The sequence below is a fragment of the Brevundimonas sp. genome (assembly GCF_030704825.1).
Classification (GTDB): domain Bacteria; phylum Pseudomonadota; class Alphaproteobacteria; order Caulobacterales; family Caulobacteraceae; genus Brevundimonas.
This window is the reverse complement of sequence record NZ_JAUYNX010000022.1, coordinates 88,634-108,792: the sequence shown is the minus strand read 5'-3', so window position 1 is coordinate 108,792 and position 20,159 is coordinate 88,634. Positions and strand designations below refer to the sequence as shown.

The window sequence follows — 20,159 nt, the reverse complement described above, 5'->3', positions numbered from 1 at the left end:
GTGACAGGGAGTGCGTTGGCGGTTTGCGGTCTCGTCGGGGCAGGTCTCAGCGCTGCGCTGGCGCTGGTCTATATCAGGCAATGGAGCGCGCGCGAACCGGGCCGGACGCCCACGGGTTTCGGCGTGTTTCTCGCACCGGCCATGCTGGCGGGCGCGCTGTTGGGTGGCGCGTCGGATCAGCTTGCGGCGGCGCTGGCGCTCGTCACGGGGGCGAGCGCAATCTACTGGCTCGACGACGCGGTCGAGTTGAGCGCCCGGCTCCGCGTCATTCTGAGCGCGGTCGCGGGTGGCGCGGTCGCCCTGGTCTTCCTGATCGCCGCCGGAGCGTCGGTCCTGCTGTTCGTCTTGCTGGTGCCGCTGGCGATGTTCGTAAATGTGGCGCTGGTCAATACGATCAACTTCCAGGACGGGTCGGACCTGAACATCGCGGTCTTCGTGCTGCTCACCGGCGCCTTGCTGCTCTCCCATGCGCCGGGCGACTCGGAATGGATACCGGTCGCGGTCGCGCTGCTCGCGTTTACGCTGCCCTTCGCCGTGCTCAACAGCCGGCCGCGGACGATCTATTTCGGCGACTCGGGCAGCTTCGCGTTCGCCATGTTGTTCACCGTCATGGGCATCGCGTTCATCGCCGGGCCCAGCGCACCGCCGCCCGAAGCCGCCATCCCGGCCGCGTTGCCGGTCATCGACATGGCGGTCGTCACGGCGCATCGGATCAGGATCCGGCAGGCATTCACCGTGCGGCACTATTTTCATCTGTATCAGCGTTTGCAGAAGGACCAGCCCGGCTTCGTCTACCTGGCGCCCCAGCTGGTCAGCGCGGCCCTGTGCCTCGCCGTCGCCTGGCTGCTTCAGAAGCTGGCGGTTGACCGCGCCGTGGCGGTGGCGCTGGCCATGATGCTGGTGTCGGTGCCGGTCTTCCTGGCGTTCCGGCGCGGGCTGGTCACCAGCGAGCCCGGCCCGCCCGAAAGTCACGCAGGCGGCGCATGAGCGGGCGCTGGGAGCGGTTCTGCGTGGTCGGGGTCGGGGGCCATGCGCGCAACCGGCTGATCCCTGCCATCCGCGCCAATGACCAGATCCTTGTTGGGGTCGTGTCGCGCAAGCAGCCCGATGCGCCTCCCGATGCGCCGGTGTTCGCGTCGATCGAACAGGCATTGCTTGCACTGCCCGAAGACACCGTGTTCGTCCTCGCGACTCCGCCGGCGGCGCACTTCGAGCAGGCGCTCGCGATATTGAGGGCAGGGTGCGACGTCTTCGTCGAGAAGCCGGCGTTCGTGACCGCGGCCGAAGCGCGCGAGGCGGCCGCGACGGCCACGCGATCCGGAGCGCTGCTGGTCGAAGGCTTCATGAACCGCCATACGCTCACGCATCGCCGGTACCTGGCCGACTGGGCGGCTTCGCCTCCGGTCGCCGTCGAATGCGTGTTCACCATTCCCGAGGCGCCGGCGAATACCTTTCGAAGCGAATCGGCCATCGGCTCGTCCAACCTGTACGACATCGGCGCCTATTTCCTGGCGGCGCTGCTCGACGCGGGCCTGCCGCTCGACGCGCTGACGCTGGTGCGCGTCGACGAGCCCGGTCGCCCCGATCGGGAGCGGCTACACTTCGCAGGCGAGCTCGGCGGAGTGCGGGTGCGGGGGCTGATCGGCGTCGACGCCGGCTATGCGAACAGCATGACGCTGACGCGAAGCGACGGCACGGCCTTGCGCTATGAGCCTTTCGTCTACGGGCGCCCGGGCGCGCGCCGCGTGATCGCCACCGTCGAAGGGGGCGAACACGAGACGGTCGTCGAGGATGTGAATGCCTTCGAGGCGATCTTCGCGGCGCCGCGCGCCCAATGGCGGTCGAGCCAGTCCGACCGTCTCGATCGCATGGTCGAGCTGACCCGGCAGCTGGAGCGGCTCGGTCGGGCGCTGGCGCAATTCCGCGCGGACCGACCCTAGGAGAAGCGGACTCCGACAAGCCTTTCGGCATCGATCGATATCTCGGTAGCGAGCAACAGCCCGTCGCGGCATTTGATCAACGCGCTGTCGAGCGCCGCGGCCACGACCGTGCCCGGGGCGGCGTCCTCCCATTGCGGATCCAGCGGGCCATCGTAGCGGCCGGCGCGCCAGACCGTGACCTGCTCTCCGCCGGCCGTGACGCCATAGGCCCCGGCGAACGGCCGCGACGAGGCGCGGATGAGGTTGAGCGCCATCTCGATCCCCATCGCCTCAAATTCGAGAAGCGAGTCCGCGGGGGTCAGCTTGGGCAGCCACACTCCGGCGGAGCCGGGCTGCGGCGTCAGTTCGATCGCCCCGCCGCGGTAGGCGCGGAGCAGCCGCCTTATGGTCACGCGCGAATCGATCAGCGCCTTGAACTGAAGCGTCCGGATGGGCTCCTCGGGAGCGATCGGAATCTCGGTCGTGTTGAAGACGCCGCCTTCGTCGGCTCCCTCGGTGTATCGGAAGCAATTGTGCAGCACGGATTTGCCGCCGAGCCTGATGCTCCAGTTGAAAGGAGACCGCCCGCGCCCGTTGGGAAAAGCCATCAGACTGCCGTGAAAGCCGAATACGCCTTGCTCGAACGCGTCCAGCACGTGCCCGGGAATCAGATGCTGCCAGTCGGTGCACACGCCGATACCGAACGCATTCTCCTGGAAGAAGGCCCGGTCGCGCTCGGCCACCAGGCGGTAGCCGTCGCATTCATGGACCGCGATGCCACTGTCGCGAGCGAACTCGGCGAGGTCGCTGCTGGCGCCGGCGATGTTGACCTTGGCGCGCGCTTCGCGGCTCAGCGTCACGATCAGGTCGGGCTTCAGATCGTCGCGGATCAACGACTCGACCAGGGCCATCGTGCTCTGATGGTTTCCCAAGACAGTGATATCGTATCGCATTCAACCAACCTCCCCGCGCCGCACGAACGGCCCGCTCCTAACCGCTCCGGGAGTCTGCGTCACCCTCCAGCTCCAAAAACACCTTATCTTGGCGCCCACGAAACCGGGTGCAGCTCAAACGCCGCTTTTCGAGTTGCATTTCCAGCCGGATCGACTACCCGTTCGCCACGCGCTAGGGGGCGCGCCCCCTTCCCTCACCGCGTGTGCCGAAGGAGTGAATCCCCATGACATTGCCGCGTAAATCGACTCTGTTTCCGAATGTTCAGCGTGATACGGATGCGCGCGGCGAAATCCTGTCGATCGTCGACCAGACGGTGCAGAACGTGTCGATCATCACGTCGAACCCCGGTTCGATCCGTTCGAACCACTGGCACCATAGCGACTTCCATCTGATGTATATCCTCGAGGGGGAAATCGACTATTTCTACAAGGATGTCGACGACGGTGAGATCAAATATATCAAGGTTCGCACCGGCGATAATATCTTCACGCCGGACAACGAGCTCCACGCGACCTATTTCCCGGTGAAGACCGTGATGGTGGTGAGTTCGAAGTTTCCCCGCGATCAGGAAACCTATGAGCGCGACACCGTCCGCGAACAGCTTATCACTCAGGACAATATCCAGGAAATGCTGGCGAAGTATGCCTGATTATGGATCAGTCCTATCGCGCCATTGAGATCTGTCGACTGTGTGGTGGCAAGGAGCTGACGCACTACGTCGATTTTGGCGAAGTGCCGCTGGGCAACAATCTCCAGGAAAGCACGGAAGCGGCCCGTGGGGCGGCGGCCTATCCGCTGGTGCTGAACCGCTGCGACGCTTGCGCGCATTTTCAGCTCGGCCATGCCGTAGCGCCGGAGCTGCTCTATGCCACCAACTACACTTATCTGAGCGGCATCGGCGTCAGCTTCGTCAAGCATTTCGCCGAATACGCCGAATGGGCGGCAACGCGGCTCGACCTGGCGCCGGGAAGTTTGGTGGTCGATATTGGCTCGAACGACGGCACCGCGCTCAAGCCATTCCAGGCGCAGGGGCACAGGGTATTCGGGGTCGACCCTGCGTCGCTGGCGGCGAGCATCGCCAACGACAACGGGGTCGAAACGCTCAACGCGTTCTTTGACGAAGCCGCGGTCGATGAGATACTCCGACGGCACGGCCAAGCCGACTTCGTGACCAGCCACAATGTGCTGGCCCATGTCGACGATCTCGCCGCGGTTTTCCGGAACATCCATCGTCTTCTCAAGGATGGCGGCTGGTTCGCGTTCGAGATCGGCTATTTCCGCGAAGTGCTTCGCACGGGCTGTTTCGACACGACCTATCACGAGCATCTTGACTATCATCATGCCGCGCCCCTCTCGCGGCACCTGACTGCACTCGGCTTCGATGTCGTGGACCTGAGCGTGAACGCCGTCCAGGGCGGGTCGCTCCGGCTGTTGCTGCGCAAGTCCGGCGAAGGCAGAGTGAGCGCAGCCGCGCGCGCCTTCCTCGAGGAGGAGCGCGGTTCGGTTCTCTATGACGCCGAATTCCTCGCCGGCTGGAAAGCGATGATCGAAGCCACAATGGCGGCCTTCGGAGACGCCGTGCGTCTACGCCGGGCGGCCGGCAAGCGGCTGGTTGCCTATGGGGCGCCGACCAAGGCGACGCTGCTCCTGCAGATGGCGCACCTGACCGCTGACGAAATAGCGATGGTGGTCGATGACAATCCGCACAAGGTGGGCCGGTTCCTGCCCGGCTCCGCCATTCCGATCCGTGCGACCGCAGAGCTCGACGATGATGTCCCTGACGTGATTGTCATCCTCGCCTGGAATTTCGCCGACGACATCTGCGGAAAGCTGCGCGGCCGCTTTCCAACGCCGGTCGAGGCGCTCACGCCGCTACCGGACCTCCGGAGCGTCCTGCTATGATCGGTGCTCCCAAACGCATGACGGTGATCGCGCCTCACCCCGACGACGAGACCCTGGGCGCCGGCGGCACGATTGCGCGCTTCGCCAAGGAAGGCGTCGAGGTCTCGGTGCTGATTGTGAGCGGGCATTTGCCGCCACTCTATCCGCCGGAGGCGTTCGAGACGACCAGGCGCGAAGGCGAGGCGGCGATGAAGCGGCTTGGCGCCCACCGGTGGCACTTCCTCGAAGTGCCGGCGACCATGGTGCACACCAGGCCGGTGGCCGAAGTGAACCAGGCGATCAGCCAATTCGTGCGCGAGACCAATCCGGAATGGGTTCTGCTGCCCTTCCCGGACCGTCACATAGACCACCGCACGATCTTCGACGCGGCCGTGGTGGCTTGCCGCCCGGTGCATGCCGCAGCGCCCGCGGTCGTCCTGTGTTACGAAACTCTGTCTGAAACGCACTGGAACGTTCCCGGGGTGGAACCCGCCTTCATTCCCGAGTTTTTTGTCGACGTGAGCGAATACATGGGTTGCAAGCAGGACGCGCTCAATTGCTATGCATCACAGGTTCACAATGCGCCGTCGCGTTCGATCGATGCCTGTACCGCGCTGGCGCGCTTCCGCGGGAGTCAGAACGGCTGCGAATATGCCGAAGCCTTCAAGGTAGTGCGCATTGTCGTCTGATGGCGCGCCTCTGCAATTGAACTTCCTGGTCGCCAGTCGAAGCCAGCGCGCGTCGCCTGAAGGGCGAAGCATTGCCCTCACGTCGAGCTGTTCTCGCCGGCGATAACCATGCCACCGGTTGAGTATCCGGCGAAAAGGCACGGGCTGACGTGACCCCCTGAAACTCCGCCAGGAACAGCCCGAGTCCACCCCTCCAAGGGACGGACGGAACGGTTCACGGAAGAGCAGATCATCGGGATCCTGCGCGAGCAGGAGGCGGGGCGTTGCGACGGCGGAGGTCTGCCGGCGTCACGGCGTCAGCTCCGCGACCCTTTACAAGTGGAAGGCCAAGTTCGGCGCATGGACGTGTCGGAGGCCCGGCGGCCCAAGGCGCTGGAGGACGAGAACGCCAGGCTGAAGCGGGTCCAGCGGCTCTTCCGCGCCGCCCGGCCCTGCCTCACCCCCCATCCCGCCCCGTGACCAATTCCGCCACCACCCCCGGATCCGCCAGCGTCGACGTGTCCCCGAGCGCTCCCACATCCCCCTCGGCGATCTTGCGCAATATCCGCCGCATGATCTTCCCCGACCGGGTCTTCGGCAGCCCCGGCGCCCAGTGGATTACGTCCGGCGCCGCGATCGGTCCGATCTCCTTGCGGACATGGGCGACCAGCGCCTTCTTCAGGTCGTCATGCGGTTCGACCCCGGCGTTGAGCGTCACATAGGCGTAGATGCCCTGGCCCTTGATGTCGTGAGGGTAGCCGACCACCGCGGCCTCAGCCACGTCGTCATGCAGGACAAGCGCGCTCTCGACCTCTGCCGTGCCCATGCGATGGCCCGAGACGTTGATGACATCGTCGACCCGGCCGGTGATCCAGTAGTAGCCGTCCGCGTCCCGGCGGCAGCCGTCGCCGGTGAAATACTTGCCCGGATAGGCGCTGAAATAGGTGTCGAAGAAGCGCTGGTGGTCGCCCCAGACGGTGCGCATCTGGCCCGGCCAGCTGTCGGTGATGCACAGATTGCCGCTGACGGCGCCCTCCAGCACCGCGCCCCCGGCGTCGACCAGTTGCAGCTCGACCCCGGGCAGGGGCTTGGTCGCCGAGCCCGGCTTGAGGTCCGTCGCGCCGGGCAGGGGCGAGACCAGGATGCCCCCGGTTTCGGTCTGCCACCAGGTGTCGACGATCGGGCAGCGGCCCTCGCCGACGACCTCGTGATACCAGCGCCAGGCCTCCGGATTGATCGGCTCGCCGACACTGCCGAGCAACCGGAGTGACTTGCGCGACGTCGCCTTCACCGGCCCGTCGCCCTCGCGCATCAGGGCCCGCAACGCCGTGGGGGCGGTGTAGAAGATCTCGACCAGGTGCTTGTCGATCACCTGCCAGAAGCGGCTGTAGTCGGGATAGTTGGGCACGCCCTCGAACATCAGGGTCGTCGCGCCATTGGCCAGCGGGCCATAGACGCAGTAGCTGTGGCCGGTGACCCAGCCGACGTCGGCGGTGCACCAGAACACCTCGCCTGGCCGGTAGTCGAACACGAGCTCATGCGTCCAGGCGGCCCAGAACAGATAGCCGCCCGTGGTGTGCAGCACGCCCTTGGGCTTGCCCGTCGAGCCCGAGGTGTAGAGGATGAACAGCGGGTCCTCGGCGTTCATCGGTTCGCAGGGGCAGTCGGCGCTGACGCCGTGTTTGGCCTCGCCATAGCGGACGTCCCGACCGGCGACGATCGGAATGTCGGCGTTGGTGTGGGAGACGATCAGCACGGTTTCGACGATGCCCGCGCCCGGCCGTTCGAGCGCCGCGTCGACATTGGCCTTGAGCGGCACCCGCTTGCCGCCGCGCAGGCCCTCGTCGGCGGTGATGACGACTTTCGAGCCGCAGTCCTCGATCCGGCCGGCGAGACTGTCGGGCGAGAAGCCTCCGAAAACGACGGAATGCACGGCGCCGATGCGGGCGCAGGCCAGCATGGACACGGCCGCGGCCGGGATCATCGGCAGATACAGGGTGACGCGGTCGCCTTTTACGACGCCGAGGCTCTTGAGCACATTGGCCATGCGGCAAACTTCGGCGTGCAGTTCGCGGTAGCTGAGCCTTCCGGACTGGTTCGGCTCATCGCCTTCCCAGATGATGGCGGTCTCGTCGCCGCGCGTCTCCAGATGCCGATCGAGGCAGTTCCACGCGACGTTCAGCACCCCGTCGCCGAACCAGCGGATGCGGAAGTCGGCCTTGTCGAACGACACGTCCTTGATCGAGGCGGGCGAAGTCATCCAGTCGAGGCGTCGGGCCTGTTCGACCCAGAAGGCGTCGGGCGTCTCGCGGGCGGCGACCCGGGCGGCCTCGTAGGCGGCGGCGTCCATATGCGCCCGAACCGCCCAGGCGGCAGGGACCGGATAGATGTCAGGCTCGGTCATGATGTTTTCCTTCGCCAGCATTTGACCACAGTCGGTCGTCCGCCAGAAGACCGAGGTAGCCAGCCCTGATCAGGCCCGGCCGATCGAGGCGTAGCGGAAGCCCCGGGCGCGCATGTCCTCAGGCCGGTAGACGTTCCTCAGATCCACCATCACCGGCTGACGCACCAGCAGCTTGACGCGATCGAGGTCCAGCGCCCGGAACTGATCCCACTCGGTCAGGATCACCACCACGTCTGCGCCTTCGACCGCCTCATAGGGGCCGTCCTTGAAGATGACCTCGTCCAGCAGTTTTGAGGCTTCATGCATGCCTTCCGGATCAAAGGCCTGCACCGTCGCGCCCATTGCGATCAGCGCGGGAGCGACGTCCAGCGACGGCGCGTCGCGCATATCGTCGGTGTTCGGCTTGAAGGTCAGACCCAGCAGGGCCACCGTCTTGCCGGCCAGATTTCCGTCGAGGGCCGCGGCTACCTTGCCGGCCATGGCCTTCTTTCGCGCGTCGTTGATCTGAACGGTCGTTTCGATCAGCCGCACCGGCGCCCCGGCATCGGTCGCGGTGCGCACCAGGGCCAGGGTGTCCTTGGGAAAGCAGGAGCCTCCGTAGCCGGGGCCGGCGTGCAGGAATTTGGAGCCGATCCGCTTGTCCAGGCCGATGCCGCGGGCGACCTGCTGCACATCGGCGCCGACGGCCTCGCACAGGTCGGCCATCTCGTTGATGAAGGTGATCTTCATCGCCAGAAAGGCGTTGGCGGCGTATTTGATCAGCTCCGACGTGCGCCGGCCGGTGAACAGGATCGGCGTCTCGTTCAGGTTCAGCGGGCGATACAGCTCGCGCATCACCGCCTGGGCTCGCGCGTCCTCGGTGCCGACGACCACGCGGTCGGGCCGCTTGAAGTCCTCGATCGCCGCGCCTTCGCGCAGGAATTCGGGGTTGGAGACCACGGCGAAATCCGCGTCGGGTCGGCGGGCGCGGATGATGGCTTCGATCTCATCTCCCGTGCCGACCGGCACCGTCGACTTCGTCACCACCACGGTGAAGCCTTCGATCAGGCCAGCGATTTCCTCGGCGGCGGCGTGGACATAGGAGAGATCGGCGTGGCCGTCGCCGCGCCGCGAAGGGGTGCCGACTGCGATGAAGACCGCGTCCGCCGTGCGGATCGCTTCGGCCCCGTCCAGGGCGAAGCTCAGTCGGCCGTCGCGCACATTGGCCGCGACCAGATCGTCCAGGCCCGGTTCGAAGATCGGAATCTCGCCCCGCTCAAGTCGTTCGATCTTGGACGGGTCCTTGTCGACACAGACCACATCATGGCCGAAGTCGGCGAAACAGGCCCCGGAAACAAGCCCGACATAACCGGTGCCGATCATAGCCACGCGCATGAAATGTCGTCCTTCAGTTCGATCCGGCCGGGATTAGCGAGTGCTTCAGCGCTTGGCCAGCGGACAAACGGGCGAGGTGGCGACCAGGATCGGGACCCGATCCCTCTGCTCAGGCGCCGTAGTGTTCACGATACCAGGCGACGAACGCGGGAACGCCCACGGAGATCGGGGTTGAGGGCTTGTAGCCCGTCAGGGCCTCCAGCAGATTGGCCGAGGCGAAAGTGGCCCGGACGTCGCCGTCCTGCATCGGCAGGAAGGTCTTCTTCGCCTCCCGGCCCAGCGCCTTCTCCAGCTCGCCGATGTAGTCCATCAGGTTGCTTGGCGCGCCCCCGCCGACGTTGACGAGGCGGAACGGCGCCACCGGGGACAGGGTGTCGCCTTCGACCGGCCGGGTTCCCGGGATGGTTCCGGCCAGCCGCACGATCCCCTCGACCAGGTCGTCGACGAAGGTGAAATCCCGCGACATCTCGCCTTCGCCGTAAACCTCGATAGCCTCGTCGGCCAGGATCGCCTTGGTGAATTTGAACAGCGCCATGTCCGGCCGGCCCCAGGGGCCATAGACGGTGAAGAAACGGAAGAAGGTGGTCGGCACGCCGAACAGGTGGCTGTAGCTGTGGCCCATGAGTTCGGTCGCGCTCTTGGTGGCGGCGTAGAGCGTCAGGGGATGGACGGCCTTGTCGGTCTCGCGGAACGGCATCTCTGTGTTGGCGCCATAGGCGGAGCTGGTCGAGGCGGCCAGCAGGTGTTTCGGCTGGAATCGCCGGGCCGCCTCAAGCACATGGAAGGTGCCGACGAGGTTGGAGGACACATAGGCTTCCGGGTGGTCGATGCTGTAGCGGACCCCGGCCTGGGCGGCGAGATGGATGACGACGTCCGGAGCCGCGGCCTCCCAGGCCCGGCTCAGCTCCGGCTGATCCTCCAGATTGAGGCGCTCGACCTTGAAGGCGTTGTGATGGGTCTCCAGCACGGCGTTGCGCGCGTGTTTGAGGGCGACGTCATAGTAGTCGGAGAAATTATCGATCCCGACGACCTGGTGCCCCTCGGCCAACAGCCTCCGGCACAGGTGGAAGCCGATGAAGCCGGCGCTGCCGGTGACGAGAAATCGCATGGATTGGTCACAACCTAAATGAGAATTAACGCGGATTGGGGACGTCCGACCTTGGAGGATGGGACTCGGAGCCCGGGAAGCCACGCTCGGATGTTTGATCCAGGGTGGCTGATGATGCCTTCTGGCGGAAAATTCAACTTTCCAAAGTTAGTTCGAGCCCACTACCGCGGCGATCGCCGCCCAGGAGTCGGCTCGCAGATCGCCGGCCAAGGCCTTGGAGCCGTTGCGGCGATCAGCACTGAAACCGCCGCTCAAACCGGCATGCGCCGCCAGGCCGCCCCCCGTCGTCAGAATCTGACGATCTGCATCGCAGGGCGACCTCATCGCCTTTGCTGGATCGCTCTGATAGAACCGCGCGCCGGCAGGTCCGGGCACATGGAGCCTGCCGATGGCGAAAGACCCCTACAAGATGAGACGCAGCAATCCACTCCTTGCCTGGATCCTCCTTGGCGGGCTCCTCGCGATGGTCGTCGGGTTGCTCGCCATCAATGTGCTGCGGCCGGGGCGCAGTCCGGCCGAGGATGCGCGAATGGCGGCCGCCATCGGCAGTATGGACGAGGCCCAGAGCGAGGCGGACGCACGGCGTGAGGAGAAGCGCAGCGCCTCTTCCCTGCTGAACTAGCCTCGGTCCGGGATTCCGGAAGACGGCGTCTCAGGCGTGTATGTCCACGTCCTTGCGGTCGCGGATGAACAGGAATCCGACCGCCACGGTGACCAGGGCCACCACCACCGGGTACCACAGGCCGTAGTAGATGTTGCCCGTGGCGGCGACCATGGCGAAGGCCGTGGTGGGCAGGAAGCCGCCGAACCAGCCGTTTCCGATGTGATAGGGCAGGGACATGGAGGTGTAGCGGATGCTGGTCGGGAACATCTCCACCAGCGCCGCCGCGATCGGGCCGTAGACCATGGTCACATACATCACCAGCAGGAACAGGATGCCGACGACCAGCGGCTTGTTCACCAGGGCGCTGTCGGCCCTGGCGGGATAGCCGGCGGCGGTCAGGGCTTCTCCCAGCTGGCCCTCGAACGCGGTCTTGCGGGCCGTGAATTCGGCGCGGCTGATGGCGTCGCCGGGGATGGAGGCGAACCGGACGTCCTCGGCGATGACGCTGTGGAAGCTGGTCACGACCGCCTCGCCGATGCGGACCTCGGCCACGGCGCCCGCCGGGGCGGCGATGTTGGCGTAGGTCACCCCCGCCTTGGCCAGGTACGACTTGGCCAGGTCGCAGGAGCTGTCGAACACCGTCTTGCCCACCGGATCGAACTGCAGGGCGCAGTCGGCGGGGTCGGCGTGGACGCTGACCGGCGCGGCGGCGGTCGCCGCGGCCAGCTGCGGATTGGCCGCCCCGGTCAGGGCGTGGAACAGCGGGAAATAGGTCAGGGCCGCCAGCAGACAGCCGGTCAGGATGATCGGCTTGCGGCCGACCTTGTCCGACAACCAGCCCCAGAAGACGAAGAAGGGCGTGGCCAGCAGCAGGGCGACGGCGACCAGGATGTTGGCCAGCGGGCCGTCGACCTTCAGCGTCTTCTCGAGGAAGAACAGGGCGTAGAACTGGCCAGTGTACCAGACCACCGCCTGACCCGCCGTCAGTCCGATCAGCGCCAGCAGCACCAGCTTCAGGTTCGGCCATCGGGCGAAACTGTCCTTGAGCGGCGTCCGCGACCCCTTGCCCTCGGCCTTCATGCGGGCGAAGGCCGGGCTCTCGGCCAGCTTGAGCCGGATCCACAGCGACACCCCCAGCAGGAGGATCGAGACGAGGAAGGGAATGCGCCAGCCCCAATCCCTGAACGCCTCTTCGCCCACCGCCGTGCGGACCCCGAGAATGACCAGCAGGCTCAGCATCAGGCCGGCGGTCGCGGTGATCTGGATGAAGGAGGTGTAGAAGCCGCGCTTTCCAGGCGGCGCATGCTCGGCGACATAGGTGGCCGCCCCGCCGTACTCCCCGCCCAGCGCCAGACCCTGGACCAGCCGCATGGCGATCAGGATGGCCGGCGCGGCCACGCCGATGGCGGCGTAGGATGGCAGGAGGCCGACCACGAAGGTCGACAGACCCATCAGCAGCATGGTCACCAGAAAGGTGTTCTTGCGTCCCCACAGATCGCCCAGCCGGCCGAAGAACACCGCTCCGAACGGCCGCACCGCGAAGCCGGCGGCGAAGGCCATCAGGGCGAAGATGTAGCCGGTGGTCTCGTTGACCCCCGAGAAGAACTGGCTGGTGATGATCGCCGCCAGCGAACCATACAGATAGAAGTCATACCACTCGATCACCGTCCCCACCGAGGAGGCCAGGATGACCAGACGGTCGCTGCGGTCGACGGTGTGTTCGGCGGCGTCGTCGGTCATGGTTCCTCCTGATGGATCAAGGCGAGCGTGGACTGGATCGGGCGGTGGCGCCAGCTAGCGGATGGCGGCGGCGCCCCGGTCCTGCACCAGCGCCTCGACCTCGGCCAGCGAGGTCATGGCGTTGTCGCCGGGGGTGGTCATGGCCAGCGCCCCGTGGGCCGCGCCGAAGTCGACGGCGGTCTGGGGCCCGAGGCCCTGCAGAAAGGCCCAGGCCATGCCCGAGACGAAGCCGTCGCCGCCGCCGACCCGGTCGAGGACGGCGATTTCGCGGAGCCGCGCGGCATGGCGCTTTCCGCCCGTCCACAGCACGGCGCCCCAGCGGTTGACCGAGGCCGAGACCGGGTCGCGCAGGGTGGCGGCGAAGACCTTGACGTTCGGCAGGTCGGCGGCGGCGCGGGCGACCAGGGCGTCGAAGGGCGCGGCGTCGGCCGGGTCCGTCCGGGCCACATGGCCGCCGAGGCCGAGGCAGGACTCCCAGGCGTACTCGTCGCCGACCAGAACATCGGACAGTTCGGCGATCTCGCGATTCACCCGCCGGGCGGCGTCCGGGTCAGGATGGCTCGACCACAGGCTGGCGCGATAGTTGAGGTCGTGGCTGACCACGACGCCGTGGCGCCGGGCGGCGCGGATGGCGGCCAGGGTCGTCTCCGCCGTGGTCTCGGACAGGGCCGCGAAGATGCCGCCGGTGTGCAGCCAGCGCACCCCCTCGCCGCCGAAAAGGGCGTCCCAGTCGACCTCGTCCGGCCGCATCTGCGAGGCGGCGGAATTGGCCCGGTCCGAGGCCCCCAGGGCGCCGCGAACGCCGAAGCCGCGCTCGGTGAAATTCAGACCCATCCGGGTGTTCCGGCCGACGCCGTCGGCCTCGCGCCACAGGATGTGGGACGTATCCACCCCGCCCTGCAGGATCAGATCCTCGGCAAGGGCCCCGATCTCGTTGCGGGGCAGGGCGGTGACCACCGAGGTCCGCATCCCGAAGGTCTTGCGCAGGCCGCGCGCGACATTGTACTCGCCGCCGCCCTCCCAGACCTGGAAGGACCGGGCCGTGCGGATGCGGCCCTCGCCCGGGTCGAGGCGCAGCATGACCTCGCCCAGGGCGACGCAATCCCAGCGGCAGTCTTCGGCCGGTCGAACGGCCAGCAGGTCGGTCATTTCATCAGCGAGGGCAACCACAGCGAAAGCGCCGGGATGAAGGTGACCAGCATCAGCACGCCGGCGCAAGCCAGCCAGAACGGCCAGATGGTCTTCAGCGCCCGGGTCATGGGGATGCCGGCGATGGCGCTGCCGACGAACAGCACCGACCCGACCGGCGGCGTAATCAGTCCGATGCCGCAGTTGAGCAGCAGGATGACGCCGAACTGGACCGGGTCGACGTCGAAGGCCTTGGCCACCGGCAGGAAGATGGGGGTGCAGATGATGATCAGCGGCGCCATGTCCATGAAGGTGCCGAGGATCAGCAGGATGACGTTGATGAGCAGCAGGATCAGGATCGGGTTGTCGGTCAGGGTCTGCAGCAGATCGACCATCATGGTCGGCACCTGCATGTACGCCATCAGCCAGCCGAAGGCGCCGGCGCAGCCGATGATGAACAGCACTGCCCCCGAGGTCCGCGCCGCCCCGAGACAGGCGGCCTTGAAGGCGCTCCAGCTCATGTGGCGATAGATCAGGCCGGTGACCACGGTGGCGTAGACCACGGCGATCGAGGCGCTCTCGACCGCGGTGAAGATTCCGGCGCGGATCCCGCCGAAGATGATGCCGACCAGCAGCAGGCCGGGGATGGCGGCGACGAGGCGGACGGCGACGGCGCGGAAGCCGGGGAAGGCCTCGGCCGCATAGCCCCTTTTGCGGGCCACGACATAGGCGGTGATCATCAGGGTCGCGGCCAGCAACAGGGCCGGGATGATGCCCGCCGCGAACAGGTCCGAGATCGACACCCCGCCCCCGGCCGAGGCCGAGTACAGGATCATGTTGTGCGAGGGCGGCACGAGCAGGGCGACCAGCGCCGCCGAGATGGTGACGTTGACGGCGTAGTCGGCGTCATAGCCGCGCTTCTGCATCTGCGGGATCATGGTGCCGCCGATGGCCGAGACGTCGGCGATGGCGCTGCCCGAGACCCCGCCGAACAGGGTCGAGCCGACCACGGTCACCTGGCCCAGCCCGCCGCGCACATGGCCGACCATGGAGGAGGCGAGGGCGATCATCCGGTCGGACAGGCCGCCCTTCATCATCAGCTCGCCGGTGAAGATGAACAGGGGGATGGCCAGCAGGGCCACCGAGGTGATGTCGGATCCCATCTGCTGGAACACCACGATGGGGGGCAGGGCCAGATACAGCACCGTGGCCAGGGTCGCCGCCAGCAGCGAGAAGGCGACCGGAACGCCGATGGCCAGAAGGATGGCCAGCAGACCGAAGAGGATGATGTATTCCATGATCAGTCCTCGCCCTCGACGGGGGCCGTCGCCGCCCCGGGCGCGCGATAGTCGCCGGTCAGCAGCCGCTCGAGCGAGAACAGCAGGATCAGGGCTCCGCCCACGCAGAGGCCGGCGAATTTGAGCCCCGACGGCAGGGGGGCGCCGGCCAGGGCCACCGGCCACTCGTCGATCATCAGCGTTCCGCCCAGGATCATCAGCCCGGCGCCCGAGACCGCGGCGATCAGGCGCGAGATCGATTTGAGCAGCCATTGGAGCGGGCCCGGAGCGGCGTCCCGGAAGGTCTGGAAGGCGAAATGGGTTTCGCGCCGCACGGCCACGGCCGCGCCGAACATGACGGCGAAGCTCATCAGCAGCAGGGCCAGGGGCTCGGTCCACCCCGGGCTGTCGTTGAGCACATAGCGGGCGAAGACCTGCCACGCCTGGATCAGGGCCATGGCGACCAGGGCCGCGCCGGCCAGGGCCATGGCCAGGGCGGCGAGGCCGTCGAGTGCGCGCGCGCTTGCGCGTCGGGGTTCAGACATTCGGGCCCTCCCTTGAGCGCCGGGTTTGCGCGGCCGTTCAGGCGACCGCTGCGATCCGTTCGTGGAGCGCGCGCAGGCGCGGCTCGGCAAGATATTTGTCCAGCACCGGCCGGACCGTCGCCGCGAAGGCGACCTTGTCCACCTCGGCGACCTGCACCCCGGCGGCGACCACCGTGGCGCGGGCCTCGGCCTCGCGCCTGTCCCAGTCGACCCGCATGACCTGCACCGACCGGCGCGCCACGTCGCGGACCAGTTCCCGGTCGGCCGGGGTCAGGGCGTCGAAACTGGCCTTGGACATCAGCAGGGCGTCCGGCGAAAAGGAGTGTTCCGTCTGGCTCCAGAACCGCGCGACCTCGAACTGACGGCTGGACTGGTAGGCCGGCCAGTTGTTCTCGGCCCCGTCGATCAGATGGGTCTGGAGCGAGGAGAAGACGGCGCCGAAGGTCAGGGGCGTCGGATTGGCTCCCATCGCCCGGATGGAATCGAGGAAGATGTCCGATTGCGGCGCCCGCATCTTCAGGCCGCGCAGCTGGCCCGGCTCGGTGACCGGGTGGCGGACATTGTAGAAGCAGCGCGGGGCCGCGTCGTAATAGGCCAGTCCGATCAGACCGCGATGCTCGAACACATTGAGCAGTTCGGTGCCGATGTCGCCGTCCACCACGGCCCGGACGTGGGCCACGGACCGGAACACATAGGGCAGGGCCAGCAGGCGGGTTTCGGGAAAGGCGTTGTTCAGGGCCGCCACGGCGACGCGGCACATGTCGACGGCGCCGAACCGGGCCAGGCCGATGGAGTCGTCCTCCGAGCCCAGCTGGCCGGACGGATACTGGCGGACGCCGAGGCGGCCTCCGGTCAGGCGGCCCAGCTCCTCGCCCATCCATTTGACGGCGGCGACGGTGGGGAAGTCGCCGGGATGGACGTCCACGGCGTCGAAGACGGTCCGGCCGCCCGGCGCCGGACGGGGCGCGCACGAGGCCAGGCCCAGGCCGGACAGGCCCGCGATGCCGAGCGTGCGACGGGTCAGGCTCATATGATCGCTCCCGTGGCCGGAACCGCAAGGCAACCGATGCGGCCGTCCGGCCCGAAGTCGGCCCAGGCCGACTGACCGGCGCGGATATCGTGCACGCCGGTGGCCGCGCCCGTCGAGACCAATTGTCCCGCCTCCAGCCGCCGTCCGCGCCGATGCAGAAGATTCAGCAGGAAGGCCAGGGAGTCCAGCGGGCCGCCCGGGATGGACGCCGCGCCGCCCCGCCCGACGACGACGTCGTCGATGGTCATGCTGCAGGCGAGATCGGACAGGCGCTCGCGCCAGTTGTCGATCTCGTCGCCCAGGATCAGGCCGGCGTTGTTGCCGAAGTCCGAGGCGGTGACGGCCGGGCCATGATCGTTGATGCCGGCGAACGGGCTTCCGGCGATCTCCACTCCCGTGAAGACTCGCGAGACGAGCGGCGCGACCGCTTCGGCGGTCCAGTCGCCGCGATCCGGCGCGGCCTCGCCCAGCTCCAGGACATATTCGGCCTCGACCGCCGCGAAGCCGCCGTCGATGACGCCGAAGCGCGTGGGCGTCAGTCCGGCCGCCCAGACGTTCCTTGAAAAAATCGGTCCCGCCAGACGGCCGGCCCCGAAAACCGTGTCGTGCGGCGGATTGATCCGCCCGAGCTTCCAGCCGGCGATCCGGTCGGGCCAGGCGGCGACGGCGTCATCCTGAACCGCATAGGCGGCGTCCAGCGATTCGGGCGGGGCTCCCGGATAGGTTCCGAGCGCGCGACCGGCCCGGCGCGCCTCGACGAAGGCGCGCGCGATCGGCGAAGCTGCTGAATTGTCGTGTGCGTGGCTCACGCCGCCTCCCTGTTGCGGCAGACATTGCGCAGGAAGGAAACCGGTGTCAATTTGAATCCGGCGAAGCCCGTCCGGCATCGTATTCGGCTCAGGGTCGCGGGCACAGGCGACCATGATACAGGATGGAAACATGACACTGCTCCGCTGCGCCGCTCTCGCGGTCGCCCTCGTTCTTCCCGTCGCCGTTCCGTCTTCCGCCACGGCGCAGGCGCCGGCCGCCGCCGTCGCGGCGCCGCTGCCCGCCTTCCCCGGCGCCCTGGGCTGGGCCGCATCCACGCCGGGCGGGCGAGGCGGACAGATCATCCGCGTCACCAATCTGGACAGCGAGGGCCCCGGCTCCCTGCGCGCCGCCATGGAGGCCGACGGTCCCCGCATCGTGGTGTTCGAGGTCGGCGGCGTCATCGACCTGGGTCGCAAGACGCTGAAGCTCCAGAACCCCTTCATCACCATCGCCGGCCAGACCGCTCCCTCGCCGGGGATCACCCTCATCCGCGGCGGCATGGACATCACCGCGCACGACGTCGTCATCCAGCACATCCGCATCCGCCCCGGCTCGGCCGGCGCCGAATGGATGAGCGGGTGGGACGAGGACGGCATCTCCACCGTCGGGGCGTACAACGTCATCATCGACCACTGCAGCCTGACCTGGGCGACGGACGAGAACCTGTCGGCGTCAGGCCCGCGCTTCACCGGATCGACACCGGCCGAATGGCGTCAGGGCACCAGCCACGACATCACCTTCTCGAACAATCTGAACGGCGAAAGCCTGGCCTATGCGACCCATTCCAAGGGCGAGCATTCCAAGGGGTCGCTGATCCACGACAACGTCACCGGCCTGCTGATCGTCGGCAATCTCTACGCCCACAACCATGAGCGCAGCCCGCTGTTCAAGGGCGGGGTGCACGGGGTGATCGTCAACAACCTGATCTACAATCCGGGCCCGCGCGCCATCCACTACAACCTCGCGCCCGAGGAGTGGGGAACCGTGCCGTTCGAGGTCGGCAGGATGACGGTGATCGGCAATGTGCTGCGCGCCGGGCCGTCGACCCCCACCGATCGGCTGGCCTTCATGATGATCGGCGGAGCCGGCGACGTCGAATACTACGGCCGGGACAACATCGCGGTGGACCAGGTAGGCGAGCCGTTGCGCATGTTCGGCCGCTACACCACCGCGCCCGCCCGCATCATCCAGACGCGCCGTCCGCCGGTCTGGTGGGAGGGGCTGACGCCGATGCCGGCGGAGCAGGTGCAGGTCTCGGTGCTGTCGCAGGTGGGGGCCCGGCCGTGGGACCGCGACATGCGCGACGTGCTGCTCATCGCCGAGGTGGCCGAAGGGCGGGGCGAGATCATCGACAACGAACGCCAGGTCGGCGGCTATCCTCCGGTGGTCGAGGCGACGCGCAAGCCGTTCAACCCCGACGACTGGGATCTGCGCTTCATGACGCCGTTGCGGGACGAGGTGCTGGACCGGCCGGCCCAGCGACGGGGGACATGAGCGCTGACAGGTTGCGCTCGACCGTCTAAGACGGTGTTCGATCAGAGAGACTCGCTGCGTGAACGAGACGAAACGGCCCGGCGGCAAGTCCGCGACGATCAACGACATCGCCCGCATGGCCGAGGTGTCGAAGAAGACCGTCTCGCGGGTCATCAACAACTCGCCCTTCGTCAAGGACGAAACACGCAAACGCGTCGAGGCGGTGATCGCGGAACACGGATTCACCCCCGATCCGCAGGCGCGCGGCCTGGCGTTCCGGCGCTCGTTCCTCGTGGGAATGATCTACGACAACCCCAGCCCGAACTATGTCGTCAATATGCAGCAGGGCGTGCTGGACGGGGTCCGGGGATCGGGACTGGAGCTGGTTGTCCACCCTTGCAACCGGGCGTCGGACGCCTTCCTGAACGAGGTGCGGGCCTTCATCGTGAGGCAGAAGCTGTTCGGCGTGGTCATGCCGCCGTCCGTGTCCGAGGACGACCGGGTGGTGGCCATCCTCAAGGAAGCGGACTGCCCCTATGTGCGGATCGCCTCGGTGTCGCTGGACGAACCCGCCTGCATGGTGGTGACCCACGACAGCCGCGGCGCGGCCCAGGCTGCGCGGCACCTGGCCCAGCTCGGGCATCGACGCGTGGCCTTCATCTCGGGTCCCGACAGTTTCCGGTCGTCGCACGAGCGGGGGCGGGGTTTCCGCGAGGGGCTGGCGGAGCACGGCCTGGCCCTGGACGACGCCCTGGTGCGTCAGGGCGCCTACACCTTCGAGTCCGGGGTCGAGGCTGCGCGGGACCTGCTGGCCCTGCCCAACCCGCCGACCGCCATCTTCGCCGGCAATGACGAAATGGCCATCGGGGTGATGAAGGCCGCGCGCGACGCCGGTCTGGACGTGCCGAGGGACCTGTCGATCGTCGGCTTCGACGACCTGCCGATGGCGTCGCGCGTCTGGCCCAATCTGACCACCGTGCGCCTGCCCATCCGCGACATGGGCCGGATGGCGGCCGAGAAGCTGACGGCCCGCAGCCGGGGGCTGGACCCGGCGACCCTGGTCCAGCCCGAGGTCGATCCGTTCCTGGTGATTCGGGACTCCACGGCGGCGCCGGGGCGTCAGGCGGCCGACGTCCTCTCGGGCTGAAGGCCAGACTCCTCGCGAAGGTCGCGCCGCCGATGGACGCAAGCACGATGCGGGCGCCTTGCCCCCGTTCATGACACCGGTTACCTAGACGCCACGC

At 67.4% G+C, this 20,159-nt stretch carries 18 protein-coding genes and 1 pseudogene; 9 read left to right on the top strand and 10 right to left on the bottom strand.

Annotation, left to right across the window (positions count from 1 at the left end; translation table 11 throughout):
* Together Q8Q71_RS12425 and Q8Q71_RS12420 are read left to right on the top strand one after the other, a co-directional pair.
* Positions 1-987 carry a hypothetical protein gene (locus Q8Q71_RS12425; protein WP_305759910.1) on the top strand — a complete coding sequence of 329 codons (987 nt, stop codon included), beginning with the start codon at positions 1-3 and terminating at the stop codon, positions 985-987.
* Complete coding sequence (locus Q8Q71_RS12420; RefSeq protein WP_305759909.1) at positions 984-1,940, top strand: Gfo/Idh/MocA family protein; 957 nt, start codon at positions 984-986, stop codon at positions 1,938-1,940. The genes Q8Q71_RS12425 and Q8Q71_RS12420 overlap by 4 nt, the downstream gene beginning before the upstream one ends.
* Here Q8Q71_RS12420 and Q8Q71_RS12415 read toward each other — a convergent pair.
* The gene (locus tag Q8Q71_RS12415) at positions 1,937-2,872 is read right to left on the bottom strand and encodes a formyltransferase family protein (RefSeq protein WP_305759908.1); all 936 of its coding nucleotides are present in this window, start codon (positions 2,870-2,872) and stop codon (positions 1,937-1,939) included. The two genes, Q8Q71_RS12420 and Q8Q71_RS12415, sit on opposite strands and share 4 nt — an antisense overlap.
* 224 nt (positions 2,873-3,096) lie before the next feature.
* On the opposite strand from Q8Q71_RS12415, the gene Q8Q71_RS12410 reads away from it, so the two are divergent.
* The 4 genes and pseudogenes from Q8Q71_RS12410 to Q8Q71_RS12395 all read left to right on the top strand — a co-directional run.
* Positions 3,097-3,522 (top strand): cupin domain-containing protein, encoded by a 426-nt coding sequence (locus Q8Q71_RS12410; RefSeq protein WP_305759907.1) that lies wholly within the window; start codon positions 3,097-3,099, stop codon positions 3,520-3,522.
* 2 nt (positions 3,523-3,524) lie between these two features.
* Positions 3,525-4,775: a class I SAM-dependent methyltransferase gene (locus Q8Q71_RS12405; protein ID WP_305759906.1), complete on the top strand. Its 1,251-nt coding sequence runs from the start codon at positions 3,525-3,527 to the stop codon at positions 4,773-4,775.
* The gene (locus Q8Q71_RS12400; RefSeq protein WP_305759905.1) at positions 4,772-5,443 is read left to right on the top strand and encodes a PIG-L deacetylase family protein; all 672 of its coding nucleotides are present in this window, start codon (positions 4,772-4,774) and stop codon (positions 5,441-5,443) included. The genes Q8Q71_RS12405 and Q8Q71_RS12400 overlap by 4 nt, the downstream gene beginning before the upstream one ends.
* A gap of 228 nt (positions 5,444-5,671) precedes the next feature.
* Positions 5,672-5,848, top strand: a pseudogene (locus Q8Q71_RS12395) (transposase); the annotation flags it as partial.
* A 31-nt stretch (positions 5,849-5,879) separates the two neighbouring features.
* On the opposite strand, the gene acs reads toward Q8Q71_RS12395, so the two are convergent.
* The 3 genes from acs to Q8Q71_RS12380 all read right to left on the bottom strand — a co-directional run bounded on the left by acs (position 5,880) and on the right by Q8Q71_RS12380 (position 10,308).
* Positions 5,880-7,826 (bottom strand): acetate--CoA ligase, encoded by a 1,947-nt coding sequence (gene acs / locus Q8Q71_RS12390; protein ID WP_371315961.1) that lies wholly within the window; start codon positions 7,824-7,826, stop codon positions 5,880-5,882.
* Between the two features lie 69 nt (positions 7,827-7,895).
* Positions 7,896-9,200 (bottom strand): UDP-glucose/GDP-mannose dehydrogenase family protein, encoded by a 1,305-nt coding sequence (locus Q8Q71_RS12385; RefSeq protein ID WP_305759904.1) that lies wholly within the window; start codon positions 9,198-9,200, stop codon positions 7,896-7,898.
* A 109-nt stretch (positions 9,201-9,309) separates the two neighbouring features.
* Entirely contained in the window at positions 9,310-10,308 is a 999-nt protein-coding gene (locus Q8Q71_RS12380; RefSeq protein WP_305759903.1) for an NAD-dependent epimerase/dehydratase family protein, read from the bottom strand.
* Positions 10,309-10,696: 388 nt separating this feature from the next.
* Here Q8Q71_RS12380 and Q8Q71_RS12375 point away from each other — a divergent pair, with 388 nt between their 5' ends.
* Positions 10,697-10,930 carry a hypothetical protein gene (locus Q8Q71_RS12375; protein ID WP_305759902.1) on the top strand — a complete coding sequence of 78 codons (234 nt, stop codon included), beginning with the start codon at positions 10,697-10,699 and terminating at the stop codon, positions 10,928-10,930.
* A 30-nt stretch (positions 10,931-10,960) separates the two neighbouring features.
* On the opposite strand, the gene Q8Q71_RS12370 is transcribed toward Q8Q71_RS12375, so the two are convergent.
* The 6 genes from Q8Q71_RS12370 to Q8Q71_RS12345 are packed head-to-tail and all read right to left on the bottom strand — an operon-like array spanning position 10,961 to position 17,441.
* Positions 10,961-12,652 (bottom strand): MFS transporter, encoded by a 1,692-nt coding sequence (locus Q8Q71_RS12370; RefSeq protein ID WP_305759901.1) that lies wholly within the window; start codon positions 12,650-12,652, stop codon positions 10,961-10,963.
* 54 nt (positions 12,653-12,706) lie between these two features.
* Positions 12,707-13,801 (bottom strand): sugar kinase, encoded by a 1,095-nt coding sequence (locus Q8Q71_RS12365; RefSeq protein WP_305759900.1) that lies wholly within the window; start codon positions 13,799-13,801, stop codon positions 12,707-12,709.
* Positions 13,798-15,078: a TRAP transporter large permease gene (locus Q8Q71_RS12360; protein ID WP_305759899.1), complete on the bottom strand. Its 1,281-nt coding sequence runs from the start codon at positions 15,076-15,078 to the stop codon at positions 13,798-13,800. The genes Q8Q71_RS12365 and Q8Q71_RS12360 overlap by 4 nt, the downstream gene beginning before the upstream one ends.
* Positions 15,079-15,080: 2 nt before the next feature.
* A complete protein-coding gene (locus Q8Q71_RS12355) occupies positions 15,081-15,602 on the bottom strand; it encodes a TRAP transporter small permease (RefSeq protein ID WP_305759898.1) in 522 nt (173 codons plus the stop codon).
* 37 nt (positions 15,603-15,639) lie between these two features.
* Positions 15,640-16,632, bottom strand: coding sequence for a TRAP transporter substrate-binding protein (locus Q8Q71_RS12350; RefSeq protein WP_305759897.1), 993 nt, complete (start codon positions 16,630-16,632; stop codon positions 15,640-15,642).
* A complete protein-coding gene (locus Q8Q71_RS12345) occupies positions 16,629-17,441 on the bottom strand; it encodes a 2-keto-4-pentenoate hydratase (protein ID WP_305759896.1) in 813 nt (270 codons plus the stop codon). Before Q8Q71_RS12345 ends, Q8Q71_RS12350 begins: the two co-directional genes overlap by 4 nt.
* A 130-nt stretch (positions 17,442-17,571) precedes the next feature.
* Between Q8Q71_RS12345 and Q8Q71_RS12340 the strand changes: the two genes are divergently transcribed.
* Positions 17,572-18,936: a polysaccharide lyase family 1 protein gene (locus tag Q8Q71_RS12340; protein WP_305759895.1), complete on the top strand. Its 1,365-nt coding sequence runs from the start codon at positions 17,572-17,574 to the stop codon at positions 18,934-18,936.
* A 58-nt stretch (positions 18,937-18,994) separates the two neighbouring features.
* Positions 18,995-20,062: a LacI family DNA-binding transcriptional regulator gene (locus tag Q8Q71_RS12335; RefSeq protein ID WP_305759894.1), complete on the top strand. Its 1,068-nt coding sequence runs from the start codon at positions 18,995-18,997 to the stop codon at positions 20,060-20,062.
* Positions 20,063-20,159: the final 97 nt, after the last annotated feature.

Coding starts and splice junctions, on each gene's coding strand:
- Q8Q71_RS12420 (WP_305759909.1), top strand. CDS start 984: ATGAGCGGGCGCTGGGAGCGGTTCTGCGTGGTCGGGGTCGGGGGCCAT.
- Q8Q71_RS12415 (WP_305759908.1), bottom strand. CDS start 2,872: ATGCGATACGATATCACTGTCTTGGGAAACCATCAGAGCACGATGGCC.
- Q8Q71_RS12410 (WP_305759907.1), top strand. CDS start 3,097: ATGACATTGCCGCGTAAATCGACTCTGTTTCCGAATGTTCAGCGTGAT.
- Q8Q71_RS12405 (WP_305759906.1), top strand. CDS start 3,525: ATGGATCAGTCCTATCGCGCCATTGAGATCTGTCGACTGTGTGGTGGC.
- Q8Q71_RS12400 (WP_305759905.1), top strand. CDS start 4,772: ATGATCGGTGCTCCCAAACGCATGACGGTGATCGCGCCTCACCCCGAC.
- acs (WP_371315961.1), bottom strand. CDS start 7,826: ATGACCGAGCCTGACATCTATCCGGTCCCTGCCGCCTGGGCGGTTCGG.
- Q8Q71_RS12385 (WP_305759904.1), bottom strand. CDS start 9,200: ATGCGCGTGGCTATGATCGGCACCGGTTATGTCGGGCTTGTTTCCGGG.
- Q8Q71_RS12380 (WP_305759903.1), bottom strand. CDS start 10,308: ATGCGATTTCTCGTCACCGGCAGCGCCGGCTTCATCGGCTTCCACCTG.
- Q8Q71_RS12375 (WP_305759902.1), top strand. CDS start 10,697: ATGGCGAAAGACCCCTACAAGATGAGACGCAGCAATCCACTCCTTGCC.
- Q8Q71_RS12370 (WP_305759901.1), bottom strand. CDS start 12,652: ATGACCGACGACGCCGCCGAACACACCGTCGACCGCAGCGACCGTCTG.
- Q8Q71_RS12365 (WP_305759900.1), bottom strand. CDS start 13,801: ATGACCGACCTGCTGGCCGTTCGACCGGCCGAAGACTGCCGCTGGGAT.
- Q8Q71_RS12360 (WP_305759899.1), bottom strand. CDS start 15,078: ATGGAATACATCATCCTCTTCGGTCTGCTGGCCATCCTTCTGGCCATC.
- Q8Q71_RS12355 (WP_305759898.1), bottom strand. CDS start 15,602: ATGTCTGAACCCCGACGCGCAAGCGCGCGCGCACTCGACGGCCTCGCC.
- Q8Q71_RS12350 (WP_305759897.1), bottom strand. CDS start 16,632: ATGAGCCTGACCCGTCGCACGCTCGGCATCGCGGGCCTGTCCGGCCTG.
- Q8Q71_RS12340 (WP_305759895.1), top strand. CDS start 17,572: ATGACACTGCTCCGCTGCGCCGCTCTCGCGGTCGCCCTCGTTCTTCCC.